The organism is Butyrivibrio sp. AE2032, assembly GCF_000702965.1.
In genome coordinates this window covers 98,170-124,729 of the sequence record NZ_JNLF01000004.1, presented here as the reverse complement: position 1 = coordinate 124,729, position 26,560 = coordinate 98,170, and the positions used below count along the sequence as shown (strand labels likewise).

General features: G+C 46.2%; 23 protein-coding genes and 1 riboswitch. Of the genes, 15 read left to right on the top strand and 8 right to left on the bottom strand.

The annotated features are described in order from the left end of the window. Positions 1-277 precede the first annotated feature (277 nt). From BO18_RS14720 to BO18_RS14670, 11 genes are all read left to right on the top strand, one after another. A complete protein-coding gene (locus tag BO18_RS14720; protein WP_051688796.1) occupies positions 278-2,047 on the top strand; it encodes an ammonium transporter in 1,770 nt (589 codons plus the stop codon). A gap of 133 nt (positions 2,048-2,180) precedes the next feature. After that, positions 2,181-3,167, top strand: a complete 987-nt coding sequence (locus tag BO18_RS14715) for a guanosine polyphosphate pyrophosphohydrolase (protein ID WP_034447540.1) — start codon at positions 2,181-2,183, stop codon at positions 3,165-3,167. Positions 3,168-3,330: 163 nt separating this feature from the next. Beyond that, the gene (locus tag BO18_RS32875; protein WP_051688795.1) at positions 3,331-4,194 is read left to right on the top strand and encodes a F0F1 ATP synthase subunit A; all 864 of its coding nucleotides are present in this window, start codon (positions 3,331-3,333) and stop codon (positions 4,192-4,194) included. A 38-nt stretch (positions 4,195-4,232) separates the two neighbouring features. Continuing rightward, positions 4,233-4,508 (top strand): ATP synthase F0 subunit C, encoded by a 276-nt coding sequence (gene atpE, locus BO18_RS14705; protein ID WP_051688794.1) that lies wholly within the window; start codon positions 4,233-4,235, stop codon positions 4,506-4,508. 39 nt (positions 4,509-4,547) lie between these two features. Then, positions 4,548-5,114 (top strand): F0F1 ATP synthase subunit B, encoded by a 567-nt coding sequence (gene atpF / locus BO18_RS14700; protein ID WP_034447538.1) that lies wholly within the window; start codon positions 4,548-4,550, stop codon positions 5,112-5,114. Then, on the top strand, positions 5,107-7,053 hold the full coding sequence (gene atpA / locus BO18_RS14695) for a F0F1 ATP synthase subunit alpha (protein ID WP_081861074.1): 1,947 nt from the start codon (positions 5,107-5,109) through the stop codon (positions 7,051-7,053). The genes atpF and atpA overlap by 8 nt, the downstream gene beginning before the upstream one ends. Before the next feature lie 4 nt (positions 7,054-7,057). Beyond that, positions 7,058-7,996 carry an ATP synthase F1 subunit gamma gene (gene atpG, locus BO18_RS14690; protein WP_034447535.1) on the top strand — a complete coding sequence of 313 codons (939 nt, stop codon included), beginning with the start codon at positions 7,058-7,060 and terminating at the stop codon, positions 7,994-7,996. 10 nt (positions 7,997-8,006) lie between these two features. Further along, positions 8,007-9,458: a F0F1 ATP synthase subunit beta gene (gene atpD / locus BO18_RS14685; protein WP_034447532.1), complete on the top strand. Its 1,452-nt coding sequence runs from the start codon at positions 8,007-8,009 to the stop codon at positions 9,456-9,458. A 9-nt stretch (positions 9,459-9,467) separates the two neighbouring features. Further along, on the top strand, positions 9,468-9,971 hold the full coding sequence (locus BO18_RS14680) for a F0F1 ATP synthase subunit epsilon (protein ID WP_034447530.1): 504 nt from the start codon (positions 9,468-9,470) through the stop codon (positions 9,969-9,971). Positions 9,972-10,063: 92 nt separating this feature from the next. Continuing rightward, the gene (locus BO18_RS14675; protein WP_034447527.1) at positions 10,064-12,382 is read left to right on the top strand and encodes a hypothetical protein; all 2,319 of its coding nucleotides are present in this window, start codon (positions 10,064-10,066) and stop codon (positions 12,380-12,382) included. 261 nt (positions 12,383-12,643) lie between these two features. Next, the gene (locus BO18_RS14670; RefSeq protein ID WP_034447526.1) at positions 12,644-13,009 is read left to right on the top strand and encodes a hypothetical protein; all 366 of its coding nucleotides are present in this window, start codon (positions 12,644-12,646) and stop codon (positions 13,007-13,009) included. Between the two features lie 8 nt (positions 13,010-13,017). On the opposite strand, the gene BO18_RS34915 is transcribed toward BO18_RS14670, so the two are convergent. The 8 genes from BO18_RS34915 to BO18_RS14640 are packed head-to-tail and all read right to left on the bottom strand — an operon-like array spanning position 13,018 to position 19,050. Beyond that, the gene (locus BO18_RS34915; RefSeq protein ID WP_185752471.1) at positions 13,018-13,185 is read right to left on the bottom strand and encodes a hypothetical protein; all 168 of its coding nucleotides are present in this window, start codon (positions 13,183-13,185) and stop codon (positions 13,018-13,020) included. A gap of 4 nt (positions 13,186-13,189) precedes the next feature. Further along, positions 13,190-13,540, bottom strand: coding sequence for a hypothetical protein (locus BO18_RS14665; protein ID WP_034447524.1), 351 nt, complete (start codon positions 13,538-13,540; stop codon positions 13,190-13,192). Positions 13,541-13,542: 2 nt separating this feature from the next. Next, positions 13,543-13,866 (bottom strand): hypothetical protein, encoded by a 324-nt coding sequence (locus BO18_RS14660; RefSeq protein ID WP_034447522.1) that lies wholly within the window; start codon positions 13,864-13,866, stop codon positions 13,543-13,545. A gap of 31 nt (positions 13,867-13,897) precedes the next feature. Beyond that, a complete protein-coding gene (locus BO18_RS14655) occupies positions 13,898-15,202 on the bottom strand; it encodes an FHA domain-containing protein (protein WP_034447521.1) in 1,305 nt (434 codons plus the stop codon). 51 nt (positions 15,203-15,253) lie between these two features. After that, positions 15,254-15,427, bottom strand: coding sequence for a Flp1 family type IVb pilin (locus tag BO18_RS34360; protein ID WP_081861072.1), 174 nt, complete (start codon positions 15,425-15,427; stop codon positions 15,254-15,256). Positions 15,428-15,444: 17 nt separating this feature from the next. Continuing rightward, positions 15,445-17,007 (bottom strand): type II secretion system F family protein, encoded by a 1,563-nt coding sequence (locus BO18_RS14650; RefSeq protein WP_185752470.1) that lies wholly within the window; start codon positions 17,005-17,007, stop codon positions 15,445-15,447. Then, the gene (locus BO18_RS14645) at positions 16,952-18,148 is read right to left on the bottom strand and encodes a CpaF family protein (RefSeq protein ID WP_034447517.1); all 1,197 of its coding nucleotides are present in this window, start codon (positions 18,146-18,148) and stop codon (positions 16,952-16,954) included. The genes BO18_RS14650 and BO18_RS14645 overlap by 56 nt, the downstream gene beginning before the upstream one ends. Further along, positions 18,145-19,050 carry a hypothetical protein gene (locus tag BO18_RS14640; RefSeq protein WP_034447515.1) on the bottom strand — a complete coding sequence of 302 codons (906 nt, stop codon included), beginning with the start codon at positions 19,048-19,050 and terminating at the stop codon, positions 18,145-18,147. The genes BO18_RS14645 and BO18_RS14640 overlap by 4 nt, the downstream gene beginning before the upstream one ends. A gap of 273 nt (positions 19,051-19,323) precedes the next feature. Then, a riboswitch (SAM riboswitch) is annotated at positions 19,324-19,422 on the top strand. Positions 19,423-19,504: 82 nt separating this feature from the next. Here BO18_RS14640 and metK point away from each other — a divergent pair. The 4 genes from metK (at position 19,505) to BO18_RS14620 (ending at position 26,491) form a co-directional block, all read left to right on the top strand. Next, positions 19,505-20,698: a methionine adenosyltransferase gene (gene metK / locus BO18_RS14635; RefSeq protein WP_034447513.1), complete on the top strand. Its 1,194-nt coding sequence runs from the start codon at positions 19,505-19,507 to the stop codon at positions 20,696-20,698. A gap of 123 nt (positions 20,699-20,821) precedes the next feature. Then, positions 20,822-23,170 carry an AAA family ATPase gene (locus BO18_RS32870; RefSeq protein ID WP_051688793.1) on the top strand — a complete coding sequence of 783 codons (2,349 nt, stop codon included), beginning with the start codon at positions 20,822-20,824 and terminating at the stop codon, positions 23,168-23,170. Further along, positions 23,170-23,979 carry a ComF family protein gene (locus BO18_RS32865; RefSeq protein ID WP_051688792.1) on the top strand — a complete coding sequence of 270 codons (810 nt, stop codon included), beginning with the start codon at positions 23,170-23,172 and terminating at the stop codon, positions 23,977-23,979. The genes BO18_RS32870 and BO18_RS32865 overlap by 1 nt, the downstream gene beginning before the upstream one ends. A gap of 112 nt (positions 23,980-24,091) precedes the next feature. After that, a complete protein-coding gene (locus BO18_RS14620; protein ID WP_034447511.1) occupies positions 24,092-26,491 on the top strand; it encodes a hypothetical protein in 2,400 nt (799 codons plus the stop codon). Positions 26,492-26,560: the final 69 nt, after the last annotated feature.

Below are 26,560 nucleotides of genomic sequence, written 5' to 3'. Positions count from 1 at the left end.
TCAATTGTTCAATAATATTTGATCAGTATAAAAGGCTTCGGATTTCCCGGAGCCTTTATTTTCGCGGGAATGCCTGAAATAAAGGGTTTCAGGCATCAGGGACTGTTTTGCCAAATATCAAATCATACCCAAAAGGTATCATTATGCTCAAACTATTCGTATTTTATTTGTTTTGAGGTTAACGCTACAATTGCACTTGAAATCAAATAACGATAGCCAAAAAGCATTGAGACATAATATCAATACCTTTTGGAAATGGTTTGAAGGAGGAGAGTTTATGGACACTAATTTAATCAGCAGCTTGATTGATGAGAAAGTCTTTGGCGTCTGGTTCCTGATCGGCGCGGCATTGGTTTTCTGGATGCAGGCTGGTTTCGCGATGGTGGAGTGCGGCTTTGCGAGAGCGAAGAACGCAGGTAACATCATCATGAAGAACCTGATGGATTTCTGTATCGGTACAGTAGTATTTATCGCAATCGGTTTCGGTTTGTTCCTCGGTGAAGATGCACTTTTCGGACTCGTCGGAATCCCGAACCTCGATATATTCACAAATTACGCTACATTCGATTGGTCTAATTTCGTATTCAACCTTGTATTCTGTGCCACAACAGCAACTATCGTATCAGGTGCTATGGCAGAGAGAACTAGATTCTTATCTTACTGCGTATATTCCGCAGTTATCTCAGCAGTCATCTATCCTATCGAAGCTCACTGGACATGGGGCGGCGGGTGGCTGTCTCAGATGGGATTCCACGATTTCGCAGGTTCTAACTGTATCCACATGGTAGGTGGTATCTCAGCTTTGATCGGTGCAGCTATTCTTGGACCCCGTATCGGTAAGTTCGTTAAGGATAAGGCAGGTAAGGTTACAAAGGTTAACGCTTTCCCCGGCCACAACATCCCCATGGGTGCTTTAGGTGTATTCATCCTCTGGCTCGGTTGGTACGGATTCAACGGCGCTGCCTGCACAGATATGAGCCAGCTCGGATCTGTATTCGTAACAACAACAATCGCTCCCGCAATCGCTACAGTAGTCTGCATGATCTTCACATGGATCAAGTATGGTAAGCCCGACGTTTCTATGTGTCTCAACGCTTCCCTCGCAGGACTCGTTGCAATCACAGCTCCCTGTGACGTAACAGACGCATTAGGCGCAACGATCATCGGTGCTGTTTCCGGCGTACTCGTAGTATTCGGTGTATGGTTCCTTGATAACGTATTAAGAGTTGACGACCCTGTCGGTGCAGTTGCAGTTCATATGTTCAACGGTATTTGGGGTACAATCGCAGTAGGACTTTTCGCTACAAACACAGCTCCTGCTTACTCTATCGCTGATGCAGCAGGCAACGAGATGGTTGGTTTGTTCTATGGCGGCGGATTCAAGCTCCTTGGAATCCAGATGACAGGTATGCTCGCAACAGCAGCTTGGACAGCAGTTACTATTACGATCACATTCCTCATCATCAAGGCCATCTTCGGTCTCAGAGCTTCCGAGGAAGAAGAGCTCACAGGTCTTGACGTTACAGAGCACGGTCTTGCAAGTGCTTACTCCGGCTTCTCCCTCATGGACGTTTCAGGCGCAATGATGGAAGAGAACGAGAACACAGACCTCGGTACACCCGAATATGCTGAAGCTTCTGAGGCTCAGAAGAATGCAGCGATCAAGGTTGCAGTTGCTCCTGAGATCGACACAGGCATGCATAAGGTTGTAATCATCGCAAAGCTCTCACGCTACGATAAGCTCAGAAAGGCTATGAACGACCTCGGTGTAACCGGTATGACAGTAACTCAGGTTATGGGCTGCGGCATCCAGAAGGGTGCAGGCGAGAAGTACAGAGGTGTCGAGGTAGACGCTACGCTCTTGCCTAAGATCAAAGTTGAAGTCGTTGTCTCCAAGATACCTGTCGAAAAGGTTATCGAGAAGGCTAAGGAAGTTCTTTATACAGGACATATCGGTGACGGTAAGATCTTCGTATACAACGTAGGCAAGGTCGTTAAGATCCGTACCGGTGAAGAAAACTACGCTGCATTGCAGGACGTAGAGTAAGACAGTAAAGAGTATTTTGTACTCATATTTACACCCGCTTTAGTATGAGGCTGTCTCCCGCATATGCAGAGACAGCCTCGTACTTTGGGTATAATATTTCGGTAACTAGATAAAGAAAGCGGTATTTTATCTTATGATCACATTAAATGATTATCTGTATTCAGGCGACACCGTCCTTAAGATCCTTCTCAGGTATTCAGCTGACCTGAAGAATGAAGCTAAGGAGACGCACAATCCGATAGATCTTGCACACAGCAATTTCCTTATCCAGATAACGGAACTGCTCGAGCACACGGACTTCCTGACGTCACAGTCCCACAGGATAAAGGAATTCTATCTCTACATGACGCAGAAATATCCGTTCCTGGCATTCACCTTCAAGGGACGGATCAAGTCTTTGATCCGCGCCGAAGAGAAGTTCAACGCATACATACTTGAATATATCTATAACTATTACAAGGAACACGGGACTTTCCCCGGCGATGCCCAGATCAAGAACAATCTGAACTGTTTCAGGGATCTTATTGCTTACAGGATAGTAATATCCCTGCCCCAGTGTCATGTAAAAGATGATGAGGACTTGGAAACGCAGGAGATAAGGTATCTTTATGAGATAGCTAATGTTCTTCCGGGTTTCCTTGAGGAAAGGGGCTTTACTCCGGAACTCTCGGGACTTCCTGAAGGGGAGAGAGCTCCGGGTCTTGATGAGAACGTCAGTCCGTACTACAGGGATTATGTTCATACGCCGAGACCGTCGGGATACCGTTCAATGCACATCACTTTCTACGACAATCCTGCCAGGTGCTATACCGAGGTTCAGCTCCGGACGAAGGATATGGACGATTATGCCGAGATCGGCGCTGCAAATCATTTCGGCTATGAAAAGAGCCAGGAGGAGAACCGCAGCAAAAGGAACATCATCCCTCCGGGAAAGTGCAAGACTTTCGATGAAGCTTATGAGAGGCTCATAAAACTGCAGGAACTGGACCTTGCCGACATAAAGGTGAATATGTTCAAAGCCTATAACAACCATCTGATAAACGACGGATGCGGTCTTTTCAGGGGAAGGCAGATCCTCCCGTTTGAGCATCTGTCCCGTTTTCAGAATGATGAGGTCTGATCCTGAGGGTGTTTGGAAAAATTCTGCTTTTGTAGTAAATTTACAAAGATTAATGACATAGACCTTATTTCAAGGGTTACATTATTAATTTAAAATATGTGACTTTATATGCATTTAGGTTTAAAATGTCTTTATTGAAAAGAAGGGACAGGCGATCTGATTTATGACAATGGCAATGGTTTTGGCCGGTTCATGGCTGTCGGAATTCTTTGCGGCGTTCGCTGAGCAGTTCGCTGAAAGATTCGATATCGCGCATAAGGATATCGGAGCCGAGATAAGTGAAGCCATAATGCAGGTTCAGATGTACTTTAATCTGGGTGATTATAAGCTCCTGATCACAGATGCGGTCATCGTGACCTGGTTAGCCGTCATTATCTTTATAATCCTGCTCAGCATCCTGATCGGGAAGCCTTCCAAGGATCTGAAGCTGACAAAGGGGCAGGCGCTTATCATCTCGCTGACCGAGCTTGTCATCAATACGGCTATGAGTTTCGGCATGAACCGCAAGCAGGCAGAGGAAGTTACCCCGATGATCATGACATTCGGTATCGTGATCACTGCATGCAACTCGATATCGTATTTCCATCTTCCGCCTCCGGCAAAGAATGTTGCCTTTCCTATAGGCTGCGCCATCACGGCGATCATCTATGTAATAGTCATGTCCATCAAGTTCGTCGGCATAAAGGGCTTCTGGGTAACACTTACGACGCCTATCAGCATCATGCTGCCTTTCAAACTCCTGGACTATGTAGTAAAGCCTTTGTCTCTTTCATTGAGGCTTTTCGGTAATGTTTTCGCAGCTTTCGTATTTATGGAATTCCTCTCGATATCCGTGCCTCTGATCCTTCCCGGTGTTGCCGGACTCTGGTTCGATATCGTCGACGGATTGATCCAGGCCATAGTATTCTCATATCTTACAATGTCTTATATAGGCGAGAATGTTGAGGCAATAAACGAATATAACGAGCACCCTGAGGAACACCAAAAGAAAAAGAAGAATAAGAAGTCTGAGGCTGTAGCAGCCTGATCAGATAAAACCGGATAATTATTTTAGGAGGAACATATATGAACGGCATTCTTATCGCAGCATTACCTATCTTAGCTGCATTGGAGACGAGAGGAATCGCAGCATTAGCGGCAGCTATCGCGATTTCCTGCGGTGCAATTGCTTCCACATTTGCCATGGGTAAGGCGGCAAGTGCAGCTCTTGAAGCCGGTGCAAGACAGCCTGAGATCATAAGCAAGCTCCAGACCATGCTGCTTCTCTCGATCGTATTCATCGAGTCAATTGGTATCTATTCACTCGTTGTTGCATTCCTTTTGATCTTCACAGTCCAGTAATCAGGGAAGATCCACGTAATAATTTGGGAGCATAACAGTATGTCATATTTACCGACACTGCTATTTGATGCAGGAGAGCAGTCAAATCTCTTCTCGCCGGATCAGTTTGCAGGATATGCCGTCACCGCGGTCATAACCATATTCAATATCCTGTTGGTCTTCATCATCTTCAGGCTTTTCTTTTATAAGAAGGTCATTAAGATGATCAATGACCGTCAGGCAGCTCTTGATGCTGAACTTGAAGCTGCAAGGCAGTCCAGGGAAGAGGCTCAGAAGATAGTCGATTCCTCTAAGGAGACTATCGACGATGCTAAGAGAAAAGGTTCTGAGATCATGGAAGAGGCCAAGGCAAATGCCGAAAAGCAGAGCAAGGCCGTCATCGATCAGGCAAATAACGAGGCCCAGCAGATCATCGAGAGAGCCGAAGAAGATGCCGAGAGGATGAAGCGCAATGCCTTTGAGACCATGAAGGACGATATCGCAGATCTGTCAGTACAGATTGCCGGTCATATCATTGGTGACGCCGTTTCCAAGGAAGAACTCAAAAAGTCCGCTGCTAAGCACACGGAAGAGATCCTCGATAAAGAGGTAGAGAAGAGTGAGTAATAACCCCGCTGACAATAAGGAAAAAAAGGCAAAAGGTCCGTCCCTCAGGATCGAGACCGCAGGTGATATCTCTGAGGACAAGCTCATCAGGGTTGCCGCCAAGTTTGCCAAGATCAATGAGATCGAGGAATACCGTCTTACAATAGAACAGCGCGACGATCTCATCGGCGGTTTTATCATCTATTACCAGGGAAGCCGCTACGACTATTCCGTCAAGGGACAGCTCGGAAGAATAGGCGCATTCATCAAGCAGACACGATCGTTTGAATCAAACGATGAAGACGGCGGTGATTCCAAGGCTGCACTTTCCAAGGAGGAATTCCCGGCTTCGAAGATCAAGGAAGATCTTGAGGAAGCACTCGAGCAGTTCCCCGAATCACATAAGCTCAGCATCGACAATATAGAGATCGTGAGCCTGGCAGATGAGGAGCTTGATAAGCTCGTCGAAGATACATTGCTCTTCCAGGAACATAAGGATGAGATCGGTAAGGTCGCCTCGATATCAGACGGTGTTGCTTCGGTAACCGGTCTTAGAAACTGCATGCTTAATGAGCTCATTTATTTTGCGTCCGGCGCGACGGGCATCGCCATGAACCTCGAAAAAACAAAGGTCGGCGTCGTTCTCCTTACAGGTGAGGACACCGTTGTCGAGAGCATGAGCTGCAAACGTACAATGACAACATGCTCGGTTCCTGTAGGCATGGGTCTTTTGGGAAGAGTAGTAGACGCTTTGGGCCATCCTATAGACGGCAAGGGCGTCATCAGATATACGGAGGAAAGACCTGTCGAGTCACCCGCTCCGACAATCATTGAGAGAGCACCCGTTGATACGCCTCTGTTTACCGGCATTACGGCCATCGATGCCCTCACCCCCATCGGAAGAGGACAGAGAGAGCTCATCATCGGCGACCGTCAGACAGGTAAGACTTCCATCGCACTTGATGCGATAATCAACCAGAAGAATGAGAATGTTATCTGCGTCTATGTACCCATAGGCCAGAAGATGGCAAATATCGTTGCAACTGCCGGACTGCTTGAAAAGCACGGCGCCATGGACTATACGGTCATAGTGGCCGCATCGGCTTCGGAGTCTGCTGCAATGCAGTATGTGGCACCTTTTGCCGCATGCGCCATCGCTGAGAAGTTCATGTACGACTACCATAAGGACGTGCTCATCGTTTACGATGACCTTTCGAAGCATGCGCAGGCGTACAGAGCCATCTCACTGCTCCTCAGAAGACCTCCGGGAAGAGAAGCTTATCCGGGCGATGTCTTCTATCTGCATTCAAGACTGTTGGAGAGATCCGCTAAACTGTCCGACGAACTGGGCGGCGGTTCCATTACCGCGCTTCCGATCGTTGAGACACAGGGAAACGATATCTCCGCATATATTCCGACGAACGTCATCTCGATCACCGACGGTCAGATCTATCTGTCACCCGAACTTTTCTTCTCGGGTCAGAGACCTGCCGTAAACGTCGGTCTCTCGGTATCCCGTGTAGGCGGTGCCGCTCAGACAAAGGCTGTCAAGAAGGTTGCCGGTCCTTTGAGAATTTCCCTTGCTCAGGCGCGCGAAATGGCTTCGTTCTCGCAGTTCGGATCTGACCTTGACGAGAATACGCAGCTCCAGATCAAGCGAGGCGTCGTTCTCAACGAAGTCCTTAAGCAGGAGAGATTCGCTCCGCTTACGATGGCCGCGGAAGTCGTGCTGCTCTACTGCGCTACAACGGATAAGTTCAATTTCCTTGCGACGGAAGACATTACCGAGTTCTATGAGGAATTGTTTAATGACATCAGACTCCGTCATCCCAATATCTTCGAGGAACTTACGGACGGCAAGGTGCTTACAGACGAGATAAAGTCCGAGATCGATTCGGCATATGAGGAATATAAGGAAACATTCCTTGCCGAACACGAGGAGTACGTCGAGGACGACTGATCTTATGGAGAGCTTTTCCGCGATAAAGAAGAGAATGAAGAGCGTCAATGACATTAGTCAGATGACTAATGCCATGCAGCTCGTGTCGAGCGCGAAGATGCGCCGCTCGCAGCTCCTCCATGAATCGATGTATCCGTTCTTCCTTTTCTGCGTCGAAAGTATGCAGGAAATGATCAGGAACAACGAGCATCTCGACAATCCTTTTTTCGTTCTCGACCAGAAGCAGGAAGGTGATACCTGGAAGATCGGATATTACGTTCTTTCCGGAGACCAGGGTCTTGCAGGTGCATACAATAACAACATGGTTAAGATCACCGAAGACCACATAAGACAGAAGGTGATGGAGAATTCGCAAAAGAATATCTCCACTGAGTATGAACTCAATGTTTTCGGGCGTCTTGCCAGGGAAAAGCTTACGAGATTCGGTTATAACGTCAATTCGGGATTTTCGTTCCCTATCTCGGAACCGACTTATAAAGATGCGAGACAGGTTAGCGCCATCATGAGGAACAGATTCCTTAAAGATGATTACGATCTTGTTTATCTTTTATATACACGCATGGACTCTCCGGTAAAGATGGAGCCCGTTGCATTAAGACTTTTGCCGGTTGATACCAAGTCCATTTCAAGACTCCTGCCAAAGGATCTTGACGATGCCGGAATGGCCGTGCAAAAGGGAGATAACCTTGAATATTTCCCGAATTCGGATGCGGTATTCGGATACCTCATCGATTCATATACGAACGCGATGGTATACGGCGCAATGGTTGATGCATTCGCGAGCGAACAGACCGCAAGACTTACCGCGATGGAGAATGCTACGGATAATGCGGAAGAGATGATGAAGAAACTTGAGCTTATGAGCAACCGCGCACGTCAGGCGAAGATCACGACAGAACTTACCGAGATCGTCAACGGTGCACAGCAGGCAGATAAGATGTGAGGAATAAGATATGGCATACGGCAAAGTAGTACAGATAATAGGACCTGTAATCGACTGCGAATTCGCTAAAGGCGAGATCCCGAAGATCAATGAATCCATAAGGATCATGAAAAAGACTCCCTCGGTATCTGCCGAGGAAGATACTTCTGCAGTCGAGCTTGACGTCGTTAAGAGTGACAGCGATGTATACGCCGAAGTCCTTCAGCAGAGGGGCAGCGGCATCGTAAGATGCGTTTCCTTCAATCCGACTGAAGGTCTTACGAGAGGTCTCGTATGCGAATCTCTCGGCTCATCCATCAAGGTTCCCGTCGGCGAGAACATTACCGGACGACTCTTTGATGCCATCGGCCGCCCGATAGACAATAAGGGCGAAGTAAACTGTGATGCTTACTGGCCCATCCACAGAAAAGCGCCTTCCTTTACAGAGCAGTATCCTGCAGAGACGATGCTCGAGACGGGCATCAAGGTCATCGACCTTCTCGTTCCTTTCTCAAGAGGCGGTAAGATCGGTCTGTTCGGAGGTGCAGGTGTAGGTAAGACGGTCCTCATCCTTGAGCTCATCAGGAACATCGCGAGCGAGCACGGCGGATATTCGGTATTTACCGGTGTCGGCGAGCGTTCACGTGAAGGTAATGACCTTTGGAACGAGATGAAGGCTTCCGGTGTCCTCGACAAGACCATCATGGTATTCGGTCAGATGAACGAGACGTCGGGTGCGAGAATGAGAGCCCCTCTGACCGGTCTTACGATGGCTGAATACTTAAGAGACGAAAAGCACAGGGACGTGCTCCTTTTCATCGATAATATCTACAGATTTGTTCAGGCAGGATCGGAAGTCTCCGCGCTCCTCGGACGTATCCCTTCAGCCGTCGGTTATCAGCCGACGCTTGGTGGAGAAGTCGGAGAACTTCAGGAGAGGATCACTTCCACCAGGAACGGTTCCATCACTTCCATCCAGGCTGTATACGTCCCTGCGGACGATATAACGGACCCTGCTCCGGCTACGACATTCGCACATCTCGATGCAAACATCGTTTTGTCCCGTGCGGTAGTCGAGCTCGGTATCTATCCGGCCGTCGATCCTCTCGAATCTTCTTCGAGAGTGCTTACGGAAGACGTAGTTGGTGCCGAGCATTACCATGTTGCGCGTAAGGTTCAGGAGATGCTCCAGAGATATAAGGAACTTCAGGACATCATTGCCATCCTCGGTATGGAAGAGCTTTCCGAGCAGGACAGGATCATGGTATCCCGTGCGCGTAAGGTTCAGCGTTATCTGTCACAGCCTTTCTTCGTTACAGCTGATTCGACAGGTTTTGCTCCGAGATACGTACCTGTCTCCGAGACGGTAAAGGCATTCGGCGAGCTTATCTCAGGCTCTTTGGATCACATCCCCGAGCAGTGCTTCTTCATGAAGGGCGGCCTTGACGACATCATCAGCGCATATAAGGAAACCACTCCTTAATTATCCGATATGGCAGAGCACGAGTCCCACAAGATAAACCTTCTCATCGTTACCCCCGAAGCGGATTTCTTCGAGGGAATGGTCGATTCCGTAAGGATCCCGACGATTGACGGAGAGTTCGGATTCATGGCAGGGCATACGCCTTTTGTTGCTGCGCTTGAGCCCGGAGCATGTGCTCTTACGACCTGTGGCAAGACAAGGTATTGCATGCTCTCTGAAGGTTACTGCGAGATCAACGGCATGCTCGCCCTCATCGTATGCAATTCTGCCGAGTGGCCTGAAGATCTGAGGATGAGGAGAATAGTCCTTGCATATAAAGCTTCTCTTGATGAGCTCAAGGACCATGTCGATAAGAACGGCAGACCTGTTTTCTATGAAGACAGTATCTCAAAAGGAAAACGCGCTCTTGCAAGGATGCGTTTCATCGAGCGTTACGGTTCCGATCAGCAGAGGGAAAGACTTGCAGGCTACAAGAAGGCCGAGTTCCCTGACGGAATGCCGAGACTTCCGTAATTTTTTCTGTATATCTTAAGAATTCATAGATAAAAAATCCGCAAAAACCTATATAATATCCCTAGTGTGTCTATATATAGGGAGGACTCTTTATGAGCAATCGTCTTAAGAGATTTGTTTCACTCGTATTGGCATTTGTAATTGCTTTTGGATTTAGTCTGTCACCGCAAGTTGAAGCTGATTCCGATATTGTTCTAGATGTAAGTGTTTATTCTTTGTCTGAGAAAAATGCTAAATACATAAGTATTCCGTCTGAATATCCGACTGAATATCAGTTGGATTTTGCAAGTCTCGGTTTTACAGAAACTGGAACTCCCATATATCGTCCTCTTAGTCCAACGTATGCCTCAAATCATTTGGGTTATACAGTTAGTTATTATGATGGATATAACGACGATGCTGTAAATATATCTGAAGATGGTCTGATTACCCCCGCTACCTGGACACTTTATTGGAAACCTGATGGAAATGGTACGAGCATTGAGCCGGCGGAATATGTTTCTAAAGAAGTGCGTTCGGAAGTCGGTGATGTGGTTATGTGGATAATTATCGGTTCAGAAAGCCGGTATGTACATATCCATAATATCGACTATGGAGCAATCTACGTTGAAGAAAAGACACAAGAATTCTTAGAAGGTAAGAATCCTCAAAATGCATGGGATGCTGCTGTTCTTGGTGCTCAGTTTGCCGCTTCTTTTATATATGGTATTGGTACAAGTCATGCTGATGAAATGATTATCAGAAATGAAGGTGATTGTTGGGCAAGTTCTGACATGGTAATAACTATTGCAAAGAGATATGGTTATAACGCATGGAGACGTAATGGCCGTAAAGATGCCGGTGCAGGCAGTATGCATGAGAATGCAATGGTTGAAGATACTGTCAACGGCAAGTGGTATGAAGTCGAAGCCGGCTTTGAATCATATACGACGCCGCGAAGATACGAGATAAGAGAAAGATCATCGCTTTTCAGTTACCGTATGAATTCAGATAACAGAACTATTGAAGTCTATTCATATGACGCCGAATTCAAGAAAGATACTGAGACCAGTATTTCATTTCCTGAAGCAATCGATGGCAAGACTGTTACTTCCATTAGCAAGAATTTTATGGAAGATCCGCTTTATGACTGTCTTGGAATAGAAAACGTAGCAATTCCTAAAACGATAACAAACATTGGCCAGAGTGCTTTTTGGGGTTGTGAAAAACTGAAAGATGTTTATTACGAAGGAACGGAGAATGAATGGAATGCGATAACTATTGCATCTGGCAATGATTATCTTACTAATGCAACTATTCATTATAACAGTACTAGTATTCCCGAACCTACGGTATCAAATACACCTACTAATACACCTACTAATACACCTACAAGTACACCTACCAATACACCTACAAGTACGCCCACCAATACACCTACAAGCACGCCTACAAGTACACCTACACCCGTGCCTGTGGTAATAGGAACTCCCGCACAGGTGAAGTCTACCAGCCTCTTGCTTAAGGATAAGATTGGCGTTAAGTATTATATGTACCTGCCTGATGAGTTCATTTCAGATAATGGTGCCAGAGCCGAAGTGAATGGACATGTTTGTAAGATTGGAACTAAGGATTCGGATGGAAGGTATCCGATTGAGTATAGTGTTGCAGCAGCTCAAATGAGGGATGAGTTAGTGCTGAAATTGTACAACGGTGATGGTTGTGAGTATCCTCTGCTTGATAAAGACGGCGTTGATGTTACAGGCACGGGATTTACTTACAGTGTAGCTGCATATATTAATGAGGCTAAGGAAGCTGGTTCCGGCTTGGAAAACAATGAGAAACTTATAGAACTTTTGGACCAAATGTCGACTTACGGTAAATTTGCTCAACTGTATTTTAAATATAATGATGGATGGGTTTCTTTTACCGGGCACGAAGACTTTGATTCTGTTAAGGCTTCTGATCTTGAAGGTTTTAAAGCAGTCATTAATCAAGAAACGGGTTCCGGCATCTCTAGAACTGGTTCTTCGCTTTCTTTAAAGACGGCAACCGAGATCAATCATAAGTTTGTTTTGGATGCCGGTAAGAGCATTGAAGATTACAAGTTTTATGTGGATGATAATCTGATAACAACACAATCAAAGGGAAATGTAGTTCTCCGTTATGATGAAAACTCCGGAAAATATGTATTGAGTATAAAGGGAATCGTTGCTGCAAAGCTTAACGAAAGCCATTCTGTCGTTGTAAAAGATAGTGAGGATAATGTTGTTATTTCAATAGAGAATTACAGTGCGTTGAGTTATGCATATACTGTATTATCTAATCCTGAAGCATTAGGACTAAGTAGTTATGATAAATTCTGTATTATTGCTTTAATGCAGTGTTTATATAAATATAACGAGGCCGCAGTGGACTATTTTGGTATCTGATGTAGCATGTTATTTATCATATACTGAAAAGGATTAAGCATAATTAAGTATTACGTTTATATTTCGTGTGCTCTTGTCAATGATTATTGCATTAAAAAGAATGATAATATCATTGAGATGAAAAGGAGATAAGAATGGAAAAAGAAATATATGAGTGTCTTGTGTTGGAAATAATCGTTTTCAATTCAGACGATATTTTGGCACAATCCCCTTGGGAAACCCCGGACGTTCCTTGATCATAGGGATTAGTTAGAACGACGCATGAAAAACGGTAAAAGAGTTGCCATTACAATCGTTTTGATTCTTGCAATAACAGTAATCGGCGCTTTCATAGTTATCAGTGCGTTAAACAGAAGTAACAGAACAACAGAGACGGTCGGCAATTCTGCTGATGTCTCTGTTGTTTCTTTGTCTGAGGTGGATCAGGATGCATCTTATTCTGAAACTGCTTCAACAAAATCCGAGGTCAGTTCATCAGGAACAGGTAATACGAATCCTGATAATAATTCAGGAAGTTCTTCAAACATTTCAGAAAAAGTAAGTGAGAGTTCTTCTGAACAATCATCTGAGAATACTTCTGACACATCTGCAGGAGAAACCGGGGAGTGGGAGCTTCCTGAACTCTGATAAGACAATTATCTTAATATGTCGAGATCATCAAACCCGAAAGGATAATTGTTTTCAAATTCGCTTTTTGAGATTTTTTTATACCCTATCAGATCCAAAAGGGGTGGAGTGAAGAACTCATATCTATCTGAAGGATCAAAATATTCGTTTATATGATTATCGTCTTTGGTTTTCATTGTTTTATTCCTCAAGTAAAATCGGGTTGTTAACACAAACTATATCCCTGTTGCCACAAATGATGTCTTTTAAATCGTCATTGAGAGCCTGATTTATCCCCTCATAGTCTTCTGTGGACGCCAAATAAATATATTTGCCGGTACACTTTTCAGGTTCTCCATTTGAAGCAATGAAGCATTCATCTTCATTTGTTTTAATATACAGAGTATCTTTTATTTCATCGAATCTTGCAATTCCATAAGATAAACCGTTTTCTTCAGAAAACTCAACTATATCGTCATAAGTCACTGTTGATAGGTTTTTATATGTTTTTTTAAATAGTAAAAATGTCTTTTCCAACTTAAAACGCAACACTTTTATTTCCTCCGTAAATCGTGTTCGAATGCAGAAATGATATTTATTATTCCGGAGTATTCTATACCCTCAATAATTAATTCTCCGCTTATTTTGTTAATTGAATAAAAGATTCGCCTCTTACTGTTTATGTCTATATGCCAGATATCTTTATCGCCTTTATGTTTTCCCTTTATCTTTCCAAAGTGCTTTTTAGCATGGCCTTTAGGGTTGGTTGGGTTTTCTTGTAATTGATTTCTTATCTTAAGATACTTGTCATATAGTTTTTCTGCTTTTAACTTTTCGATATCAGCTAATGCTTTTTCAGTTTCCACTACTTTATACATAAGCCATCCCTATTATATCACCCATGTTTTATTAGTATTCTGTCTTGTTCACTTTTTCAGTCCCGAACCTGAATTCTATGTCTCCTATTGTTATCTTTTGGCCTGATTTTATTTCATATGTTCTGCCGTTCTCGAGAGGAGAGTCTTCGATATAAGTCTTTCCTTTTCCGTTTGAAGGCATAAGATAAAAAGAGTCGTTCTCCTGTTTAATTACCGCGTGAAGAGGTGAGACCTGCGGATCATCCAGGACTATGTCCGAAAGGAAACAGTCCGAACCGATATAGGTCTCATCAAGATAAACGGAGTATTGCGGTTCGATGCCGCGGATGTCCGATATCAGAGATAATCTGCCCGCTAAGAGAGGATTTAACTGCTGCGGCTGTTCGACGGTTCCGTATTGCGGATCCGTGTTCAGATTGTCTGTGTCATGTCTTTCAGTCTCTGACAAAAGTGCGTTATCCGAGAAAAGGACAGAGCTCCGCTGTCTTGATATCTCCTGTGATCTTTCGTGTTCTATGTTCTCTTTGTGTTTCTTCTTTCCGAGAAGGGATACCACGAGTATCAGTGCGGAAAGAAAGAAGAACAGGAGGCACGGAAGATCCATCTGCCGTATAAGCAGGACGAAGGCGAAACCTGCCGATAAGACTGAGACGAGAAGATCTTTTTCAGTCTTCGATAGTTTTTTAGATGATGATGTGTTCTCCTGTTCTTTGGGATTACCTGAAGGGAGAGCATCGCTTTCTTCATCGGTGCCCTTTATTATTCCCGCTATTTTCAGGAACATATCCTCGTCGTTTTCTTTTACGCTGAACACCAATGCGTTTATCTCGTCTTCTGTAAGGATGCTCTTGAAGAAATCGCAGTTTAAGAGTTTCTCGAGTCTGGATGCGCCGAGTGACAAAAGACATAAGTCGTCAGGTGAGATTTTCAGCGGCAGACAGCAGAGCTTAATTGCGATACCTTCCGTATCGGTAAAGATCATGTCGGGATCGAGAACGATGCAGGAAGGGGAGATAAGACTGTCCAAGAGCTTTATGAAAGAAGTAAAAAGGTCACCTGCGGCCCTGCGCCTCATATTCAGAAACTTAGCTTCCTTTTTGCGTGAGGTGAACTTCTTCCCGGAGGAAAACACGGAAAACTCAGGGTCAGTCACCTGCACATAACCTGAAAACTCAAAACAACACAATATTCCGGAACCGATGTATTCGGTCGTGGGAGGGAGATAGAAGTCTGACCTGTTGCCGGCAATTACCTCTTCGGCGTAGCTGCATAATCTATCCGGGCTGTCAAACTTTTCCATTGCGTAGTATCCGAAGGGACCTTTTTTGATCTGCATATTTTGTTCCTTACTTTTGGTCGGTCAAAAACTTACATTGGTGCATAAATGTCAGAACGCGGATGTTATCTTTGAATCGTCAAAACAATAATCCATAACCTTCTGTCCGTACTCTGACAGACCTGCTCTGAAGAGCAGTGCAAGGGCAACGAGGACCGCGATGATGATAACTATCTCAACGGTTCCCATTCCTCTTCTATTCATCCGTTTCTTTGTCTTTCTCATTGTCGTTCCTCCTTTGTTTATATGCCGAGAGAGATAATTGCGGGAGTCATTGCTACCATAAGCACGCTTATGAAATCCAGCGTCATAGGCAGTATCATTCCTAGTGCCTCACGCTCCTGTCTTTTGCGGGAGGCGTTCCTGCATAAGTTCCAGCAGGACTGGGCCTGAAGATCTAACATGTTCAACACTTCTGATGTGCCGAGCCTTCCGTATCTTGCGATGAGAAGGAGAGCCGCCTGGGCCTCGGGAATCTGTATCCTTAATGAGAATTTTTCCACTGCGTCCGATGCGGGTATACCGCTCAGGATCATCGCCCTCAGGTTCTTTATCTCGAGTGAAAGACTCTTATTCTCACCAAATGCTTTCGAGCATATCGATATGGCTTTCGGGAGCTGCATTCCCGATTCGAGAAGTGTTGAGATCAGACACATGAACAACGGGATGTCGCTCATGAGTTCTTCTCTTTTGCGTTCAACGTCAGAACGTATCTCACAGCTGCCGAGTATTACTACCGCCGCCGCGAATAAAAGTGCGAAGGCCGGATTCTTACCGAGGCTCATTAGGATAGCTGCTCCGAGTACCAGAGATACGAAGCCTGTGATCAGCTGTTTTTTCAGGTACTGCTCATATGTGTAGTCGGGGTTGACCGAAAGCTCGTTGAACAGTTCGTGCCGTGCCGTAATGAAACCGGCAGGGAAGACCTTTTTCACAAGTTTTGTCAGAGGCGTTCCTTTCTTTCCGGATGCCGTAACCGCGCTTGCAAGTTCGGACTTATATGCTTTCCTTCCTTGCTCGTGAGACATGAACCTCAGGAGCATTGCGCAGGCAACTGTGCAGACACCGAACGCTGCTGCGAGAAGTATGGACCCCGTCCTTGTGCTTCTGGCAAGATCAAGATATTCAGGGCTCATGTAATTGAGTGCAAACGTCACACCGAAAGGCATGGCGCAGAGTATGGCGGCTTCGGCATTCTTGCCTGCATTTGAAGCAGCTATCTCGCCCTGTACCGCATTAAGTTCCGAGAGCATCTGACATGAACTTCTCAATATCGACAGGCTGTTGTTGCCGACCTCGCCCGATATCGCCAAGGCATGGAAAACCGGTACCGTCTCGGGAAAGTCGATCTGCTGTGCGAATATGTTCAGTGATTCCTCGAGACTGACATGCAGTTTTAAGTTGTTCTCCAGATTGATGAGAGGTTTTAAGAGCATCGAGCGTTTGCCGAATGTCTTCTCGATTACCGGTCTTATCAGAAGAAGTGATTTCTCTATCGAATAACCGCTCGATACGCTCGTGCAGAGCACCTGAAGCAGAACGAGGAGCTGTGTCCTCATGTGCCTGTAGTTGTTCGAGTAGATCTTCTTCATCGCTTCTTTCCAGGGCAGTATGCTTAGGATGACGGCGAGTATGAGCCTGATCATTTCAGAACCGATGAACAGTCCGGATGCGAAATAAACGGCGGCAACGAATACGGGGTATACCCATACCGTCTTTGCAAGGAAAACAGGGAATGAATGACACTTCTTAAGCGCGGTATGCTTTTGCTTTCCTGATATCTTCAATGTCTGCGATACGCTCAAGTCCGTCACCTCCTTTGTTCCTGAAAAGTGTTTTTAATCTGTATCCGTGATCCTGCGGAGGCAATACCTCGCAGATCTCATCTATATATCTTTTTCCTTCGCGGCTCCTCATTATGTGGAGCACGATGTTTATCCCCATGGATGCCTGGGAAAGGATGGCGTCGTAGGGAAGATTCGAACCTGACATTATCATGGCGGTAAGACGTTCCATCATCTCGAGGCAGGAGTTGCTGTGACCGGTGCTCATGGAGCCCGGATGACCGCTCGTAAGGCACGACAGAAGATCTGCGCTTTCCTTTCCTCTGACCTCGCCGACAATGATCCGGTCAGGCCTCATCCTGAGTGATGCCCTTATCATCATTCCGATATTAACTTCGCCTGTTCCGTCTGGCCCCGGGAGCCTTGCTTCCATCTTTACGAGATTATCTATACCCTGGAGATTGAGCTCGGCTGAATCCTCTATAGTGACGATCCTTTCTGTCTTTGGGATGAACCCCGAAAGGCAGTTCAGGAACGTTGTCTTTCCCGAACCTGTACCGCCGCAGATGAATATCGTTCTCTTGTTCCTGACACATTCTGCAAGAAACCTTGCAGCTTCCTCGCTTATGAAACCCTGCCTTATGAGTGATACGATGTCATGGGTGATACCCGTGAACTTTCTTATCGTTACGGTTGTCTCCCTCGTGATGGGCGGCAGCACGGCATTTGCTCTCGAGCCGTCAGGCAGCCTTAAGTCCGCTATCGGATATGCTTCGTTCAACGGTCTGTTCTGGTTTGCAAAGAAGCAGGAGATGCAGGTCTTGAGTGATTCCTCGTCACGGAAAGCTAAGTCTGATCTGTATAGTTTTCCGTTTCTTTCGTAGAAGATCTTATATGGTCCGTTTACCATTATTTCCGTGATCGTCGGATCCTCCATCAGTGGTTCGATCACATCCAGTCTCCTGAGAGAATTGAAGACAGACTGAGCCATCTCGCGCTTTTCGTCCAGGCTCATCCTGCAGGAAGTGTTTTCTGATATCACATCTGAGATTATCTCGCGGAGTTTCTCGTCAGAAGGATCTGTCTCGCCCGAGATGGTATTAAGGACGCAATATGTTATCTGCTCTTTTATGTCGACAGTACCGGTCCTTGAAGGCGTCATACGGCAATTTCCCTCTGACCGATGTTCTCTTCATCGCCGGTCTCATTGGGACCGGCTGCGTAATAAACCGTGATCCTCTCCGGTCCCAGGATCTTTTTAAGCATTGATATGAGATCCTGTGCTCCGGGATCTTCGCTAGCGGTCTTAGACGGCAGGAGTATGTATACCATGTCGCATCCGCAGAGCAGTTCGGGAAGATCCTTTGTCCTGAAGCCTTCAATGACGGCCAGAACGTTGACCGATCTTGTCTTTGAATGCACGAGTTCCGCCGCGAGGTTCATGAGTGTGACAGAGCGTCCTGCTCCGAGATCGTAGACATCGTCGTAATTTGTACAGCTTCCCGGAGTGAGAAAACCGAGGTCATCCATATTGCAGTACTTGAGAATATCTTCGGGTGTGAATCTTTTTGATCTGCAGGCTTCGAGAAGCGAAGTCATGTTGCATCCCGAAGATCCTTTCCATAATGCTCTCAGTTTGCTCGTGAAATCGAGTCTGATGTTGATGTCGGCACCTCTGAAACTGTCAGACAGTTCGCATATGAATCTGTCCCTTACGTCTGTGTAGACGAACGGAATGACGGCGGAGAGAGTTCCTTTGACCGGGCCGGGTATTGTGGGTGTTTCCATAGGTGTGCGTAACAGGTGTATGAGTCTGGCACAGTCTATCGCCCCGCCGTCTTCCGTAAGCCTTATTGGAGAGGTTGTATGTGAAAAAGCTTGTTCTTCATTCATGTCAGCAGGATCGTATATGACCTTGGTATAGCTGCTGAAACGGTCGTCCAGATCATCTGGTTCAAGGTAGGGATCGACGATATAGGCGTCAGGGAAGAAACTGCTCAGGCGCTTTTTGAGAAGCGTATAGATATATCCGTTCTTCTCGTAGATCTTTATCGTGAAAGCCATATTCTGTTCCTCCTTGCGTCATTGGTTGATAAGCCGGATTGTAAGGCCGGCAAGCCTTTGATAAAAGCGACAAAATACGACAAAAACGACAACGGAAGATGCCATGAAACACGGTTTTCGCAGGGTAATAAATTAATTAATATTATTAACGTTTCGGCATTCCGTAACTGTTTTCGAAAAGAATTTTTCAAACCTTGCCGTCATATGCACCGGGACAATTGACAAAGGGGGTGAGGATAAGTAAAATCATCTCACAATAAAAAACAAGTTCATTGCTTATCAAGAGAGGTTCTAGGGACCGGCCCGTTAAGAACCCGGCAACCGCGGAAAGCAGCGGTGCCAATTCCGGCAGGGAAACCTGAAAGATGAGGATCGTTTATAAAAAGACGTTGGCCTTCTCCTTTCGGGGGAAGGTTTTTTCTTTAACAAAGGCATTGAACGGAAAGGAAAGACAATGAGAAATAAAAAAGGAAATTGGCTGTTCACTTCTGAATCCGTTACGGAGGGACATCCCGACAAGATCTGCGACCAGATCTCTGACAGCGTGCTCGATGCGATACTTGAGCAGGACAGCACGGCAAGAGTCGCATGCGAGACTTGCACGACTACGGGTATGGTACTCGTCATGGGCGAGATCTCAACATCGGCTTATGTCGATATTCCCTCGATAGTAAGGAACAAGATCAAAGAGATCGGATACAACTCCAGCGATATGGGTTTCGACAGCAATTCATGCGCAGTGCTCACATCGATCGATGAGCAGTCCCCCGACATCGCAATGGGCGTCAACGAGTCATATGAGGCTCGTCACGGCGGCGAAAAGGAACTCGATACAGGAGCAGGCGACCAGGGCATGATGTTCGGTTACGCAAACGATGACACACCTGAGCTTATGCCGATGCCGATATCTCTTGCACACAAGCTTACGATCCGCCTTACCGAAGTTCGCAAGAACGGTGCGGATTTCTTAAGGCCTGACGGTAAGTCACAGGTAACCGTTGAGTATGAGAACGACAAGGTGAAGAGGATCGACGCGGTAGTTATCTCTACTCAGCACAGCGCAGACGTGACTCTCGAATACCTTGTGGATTACATCAAAGAGAACGTCATCAAGCCCGTTATCCCTGCGGAGCTCATCGATGAGAACACGAGGATCTACATCAATCCTACGGGAAGATTCGTGGTTGGCGGACCTCAGGGCGACTCCGGACTTACCGGAAGGAAGATCATCGTCGATACATACGGCGGTTTTGCGCGTCACGGCGGCGGATGCTTCTCCGGAAAGGACCCCACGAAGGTCGACCGTTCCGCATGCTACATGATGCGTTATATCGCAAAGAACATCGTTGCGGCAGGAGTCGCATCGGAGTGTGAAGTACAGGTTGCTTATGCTATCGGTGTTGCAAAGCCGGTATCCGTAATGGTCGATACGTTCGGAACGGGAAGGATCGACGATGAGAAGATCACTGAGATCGTCAATAAGGTATTCGATTTAAGACCTGCAGCCATCATCAGGGATCTGGATCTCAGAAGACCCATCTATGCGAAGACTGCAAGCTACGGTCACTTCGGCAGGACTGATATCGACCTGCCCTGGGAAAAGACCGACAAGGCCGAGGAGATTAAGAAGCTCGCAGGCATCAGATAACTTCCGTTCATAGGACAATATAATTCATAACGCCCGGTTTCAGTCTCAACTTTAACCGGGCGTGTTGTTTTCGGGAAATATCTCTGCTAGCATTTGAAAAAGTCTTTACACGGAAGAATATGCATGAAAAAAGAACCCAAAGACAAGCCTCTGACACTGACGACGGCTGATGTAGGCAAAGAGATAGAAGACGCTAAGGTCACCTGCATAAAGGTGTTCTGCCCGAGGAAAGATAACGGTTTTGTATCTTTTCTCTGCGATGGCAGGTTTACCGTTGCCGGCAAGTCAAAGGTGGACATCGTGGAGGGTGGAACTTATTTCATCTCCGGCAAAGTCACGGAATGGAACAACAGGCCTCAGATCACGTTAAAGAAGATAAGGGAAGACGAGGATGCGGGAGTTACGCCGCTTATAGCTTCTTTCCTTGCCGACAACATAGACGGTTTGGGAAAGGTAACTGCTGATGCCCTTGCGGAGAAATTCGGCGCGGATGTTCTGAAGGTTCTGACCGAGACGCCTGAGCAGGCAGCTTCGGGAATCAAGGGCTTATCTTCTGAAAGAGCGGTCGCAATTTGCGATCAGCTTACCGAGGACTATGATTTCTATACGCGCGGACTCGAGGCCAAGCTCATGGGGTTTTCCCAGCTTCAGATAAAGCTTTTAAATAATCTCGGATTACTTGACTTGGAGAAGATCAGGAAGGAACCTTATTCCCTTATGGGTCACGGTATCGTGGGTTTTGAACTTCTGGACCGGATAGCCATGGGTGAGGGTTTATCTACTGTTGCAACGGAGAGGATAGCCGCAGCTCTTTACCAGGCTTGCATAAATCTTCATGAAGATACAAAGTCAACTGCGCTGAAACCCGTGGATGTCAGATGCAAGGCGTTGGAATACGTAAACCGCAACGAGCCCAAGCTCACATCAGATCAGTTTTCCGCCGTTTTCAGGGCGGGTGTTTCTCTTGCGATCGAAGAAAAGAAGATAGCAGTATATAAATACGATTCCGGAAAATGTGCGGTATGTGATGTTGAGGATGAGCAGGCGAGATTTGCCACGATGAGTTATTTCGCGTCTGAACTCGAGATAGAAAGACGCGTCAACAGGATGCTTAACTCCAAGCTTATGCCTCCGCATAAAGACGAGAGCGACAGGATAATGAATGAAGTAGCATCCGATATGGGCATCATTCCCGACAGGTCGCAGTTAGAGGCTCTATATCTTTGCATGTACAGTCCGATAAGCGTCATCACGGGAGGCCCGGGAACGGGCAAGACCACCATCATGGGCATTTTGGGCGAATACTTTAAGAGAAATAACATAAAGTGCCTTTATGCGGCACCGACCGGCAGGGCTGCGAAGAAACTGTCGGAGGCCTGCGGGAGCGAGGCATCGACCATTCACAGACTTTTGGGCGTGAAGATGACCATGGATCCGAACGAGGAAGACCAGCTCCCGCCTGACCGGGCAGGACAGTACAACAGCCTTCTTTTCGTACACGGAAAGGATAATCCTCTAAGTGCGCGCGTTATCGTGATAGACGAGATGTCGATGGTCGACACTATGCTGTTCAGGCATCTTCTCGATGCCGTCGATAAAGGCACTTCGATAATACTGGTAGGCGACCCCGATCAGCTCCCGTCAGTCGGATGCGGAAATATCTTAAGCGATCTCATATCCTGCGGATCCATCCCGAAGGTTACGCTAGATGCCCTTCACAGACAGGACGACAACGGTACGATAGCTGCCAACGCAAGACTTATCCTTGAAGGACAGGAGCCTAAATGCGAGGGCGAGGATTTTGAGGTCATCAGCTGCAAGACCGAGGAGGAAGCCCAGGAGATCATCGCGAGACTCGTAATGGAGCATAAGGACGAGGACATGATATGTCTTACTCCCACCAAGAACGAGAACGTGGCTCTCGGTACCGTGCAGCTCAACAAGATGATACAGTCGCTCCTTGTGAAGGAAGACGATGAGAAGATAATCAGAAGAGGCCAGAGCCTTGTTCTTCACATCGGCGATAAGATAATGCAGAACAGGAATGACTACTCCACAGAATGCACCGATCCTTTGACAGGTGAAACGGTGCAGGGCATATTCAACGGCGAACTCGGTACGGTGACCGACATAGACCCCTTGAAAGGCACCGTTACCATAACCTTTGATGAAGGAAAGACCGCCGAATACAAGGGCAAGCTCCTCGAAAACATCGACCTGGCCTATGCGGTCACCGTGCATAAATCACAGGGCTGCGAATTCGACAGGGTAATAATCGCACTGGGAAAGATGAATGCGCTCCTTTATAAGCGCAATCTGCTCTATACGGCCGTCACGAGAGGCAAGATGAACGTTACCATAATCGAATACGACGGCACTCTCGGAAGGTTCTTAAGAGCGCCCAAGAGCGAGACGAGGGAGACCAGCTTAAGAGACCTTCTTAAGACGGTCGATCACAGAAGAAAAAAGTAATGGGTATTTCCCGCTGCAGATTTCACTGCACTGTTGTACCGGGAGAGATAAGAGAAGCGTTAAAAGGGGCCGTGGATCTTATCCTTCCTTACAAGTGCGCTGTCTGCGGCAGCGTCTCCGATACGGAGGACAGGTTCGGAGGATACGATGAACTGTACCGCTCTTTATACGGCGGCGAGTCAGGTCTTCATATCTGCGGCAAATGCCTCTCGCATATCGGTTTACAGGATCAGACAAGAAGATGGTTTCTGTGCCTTTCGAACCCGGTCGAGAACGATCCCTGCCCGGGTCTCGCACTCTATATGCCATTTCCGTATCAGGGTACGGTCGGGAAATGCATTCCCAAGATAAAATTCTCGAAAAAGACAGAACTTGCAAGATTCTTCGGTTGTCTTTTGGGCTCATCTCTTTGCGGTGAGGATATAAAAGCTGATATTGTCGTTCCGGTTCCGCTGTCCGCGGAAAGACTTGAGGAAAGAGGATTTAATCAGGCCTCTGAAATTGCTTATCCGGTTGCCAAGCTTTGCGGGATACCGTTTGTCGAAGATTGCCTGATCAGAACGAGGGACACCGGACGTCAGACCGATATGAAGGACAGTTTCAGAAGGGCGGACAATATAAAGGACGCGTTTGCGGTAAGCGACAAATGGGATGTGACAGGCCTTACCGTAATGGTCGTTGATGACGTGTCGACGACGGGCGCGACTCTTCATGAGACTGCCAAAGCCTTGTACAAAGCAGGTGCATCAAAAGTCCTGTGCGTTGCTCTTGCAGGAAACAGGACTGTTAAGAACGCGGAGCCTTTCTGACAGGAAACACGGTTGCAGATTGCACAAACCGGCAGCTGATATTTCTTTATTCATATCCTTAAGTCAGATGTATAATGTTATCGGGATAATAAGAATAAAGCGGGGTAATAATATGGGAAAACTTAAACCTGTAGTTATTTTCATGGCTGTCGTTATGCTTACGCCGATGCTCATGTCCTGTTCACCGGCCAAGAAAAAGACAAATGTTGTCAAAGAAGATGATCCCTGGTACGAATCGACAAGGTTTGAGCTTGAGAAAAATTTGAAGCCATACGATGAACTTGGCAGATCCGTGGAATGTACCAGCGGGGACTTGATCTTTTCGATCTATTCCAAGAGTCCGGACAGATGGGGAACATCCCAGATGATCCTCGATACATACGATCTTGACGGAAAACGCATCAAGCATACTGAAGTTACCAGCCCTGACGGGGCCCGTGTTCAGGATATTTATGCTGTAGGTTCCGATCCCGAAGGAAAGACTTTAAGTGCCGTGTTTTACCTTAATTATAGCGGAAGGGGAAGTTTTTCATTTGCGGATATAGATGTGGAGACCGGAGTGATATCAAACATAAAGGAAGTCATAAGCAAAAAAGTAAAAGCCGCGACAGGTACAAGCGGTTCATTATCCAATGTTTCATTTATCGGGGATTACGCAGTCGTTGAGCTGATCGGAGATTATAACGGCGGCAGGAGTTCGCAGTGGGAACTGATGCTGTTCAAGGACCGTGAATTTGTAACCGATTTTGATATGTCGACACTTAATCTGTTTTATTTTCTGGGTGGTTTATCTATTGATGAATCTACAAACACCTTACACGCGACAGGTCTTGAAACTAACGGCATAATTTCCATGGTGTTTGATATTAACAACGGACAACTGAAAGATAAGATCAACATACAGGGAGCAGAAGGCGCGACGGATGATCTGGCGGAATATACCACAACGTCAGACGGTGATATGTGCAAGATAGATTCATTCGGGAATATCGTAAAGCTCGACGTAAACAGCATGACTCCTCAGACCATTGTCGATACCAACTGGTATACTCCGTTTTTTCCTGCGTCGGTAGGTGTCTTAAGTGATGACAGGATCGGCTTTAGTGCAGGTGTCGTGAGCTGCAACGAGGACAGGACCATTATCATCGAATGTGAGTCGAGATCTTACGGTGATAACGATCACAAGTTCACCGAGTACATCCGTGTGTTGAAAAAGGCTGATAAAAACCCTCATTCCGGCAAACAGATAATCGAACTGGCTCTGCCGGTTAATTCCGGCGTCTCGTATTATCTTGCGAGCGCTATATATGAATTTAACAGATCAGACAGTGAATACATCCTGCGTGTGTGGGATAAGTATAAGAACGGAACAACTTTGGGAATGATGGTTCCCAATGCCGATGAGAACGAGACTAAATTATTTGAGATGATACAGGATCTTAAAGATGACGGTGCACCTGATATCGCCATAGGCATTCAGAAGGATTATGCAATGCGTGATGATGTCTTTATGGATCTGACGGGATTTATCGATCCTGATGTCGCGGAGAAGCAATACACTAATATCTTTGAGGCAGGAAAGATCGACGGAAAGCTGTATTTTCTCCCGGTAACTTTGGAAATAGAAGGACTTGTCACGAATTCCGATCTTTTGAAAGACGGTGCTGAAGGGATAACATTCGAAGAATTTGACAAGATGATAAAAGAGGATCTGGACGGCTTTTCGCCTTATGATCATCAGTACTCAAAGGTCTATAACAAACGTGATTTTATCTTGTCATGCATAGACACGAAAAGTGTTATCGAGGGTGAGGAGGTTGATTTCGGAACGGAGCAGTTCCGTACAGCAGTCGAATATGCAAATGAGAATATCGCGTATGACGATCTGAACAGCACTCCTCAGGAATATATTAACGATATTGACCACAGGGAAAGAACGGAATGCTATTACGAAAGGATCAACGATTATCTTGATTATGTGCATGCGTGCTATTCGTCCAAAGGACAATATGTAATTATCGGAACACCTTCCGTTGATGCGTCAGGACCGAGATTCAGGGCTGTTGAGACGATATCCGTATCTGCAACCACAGATGTGACCGAAGGCTGCAGGAGATTCATAAACTATCTTTTCTCGGGCGCGGCAGTAAGCTCCGGAGAATGTGACTTCATGGAGATAGTTACAAACAGGGAGATCATGGAAAAGAACGTAACAACTCTTTCAAAGAATAACAACGAAGCATTTGAACTGTATCAGGCCGCCAAGAAAAGCGCAGCGATAATTCCGAATCCGGCTTACGAGCGTGCAACGGGTGATAAGGAATCAACTGACGAAATGTGCGACAGTTTCCTTTACAGTATGTCGACGATCTCCACTTACTATTATGAAGATAAGCAGATCGTAAAATTCGTGTTTGAAGAGATCTCACCTTATTATGTCGGTGACCGTTCGCTTGACGATGCCGTCAGGTTCCTGAATGACAGGACGGAAAAATACCTGGGAGAGATGTGAACTCAGCGGGAACTGAACACTCTTAAGCAACTCTTATATTTGGAGTTGAAGTTTAATGTGGGGATAATA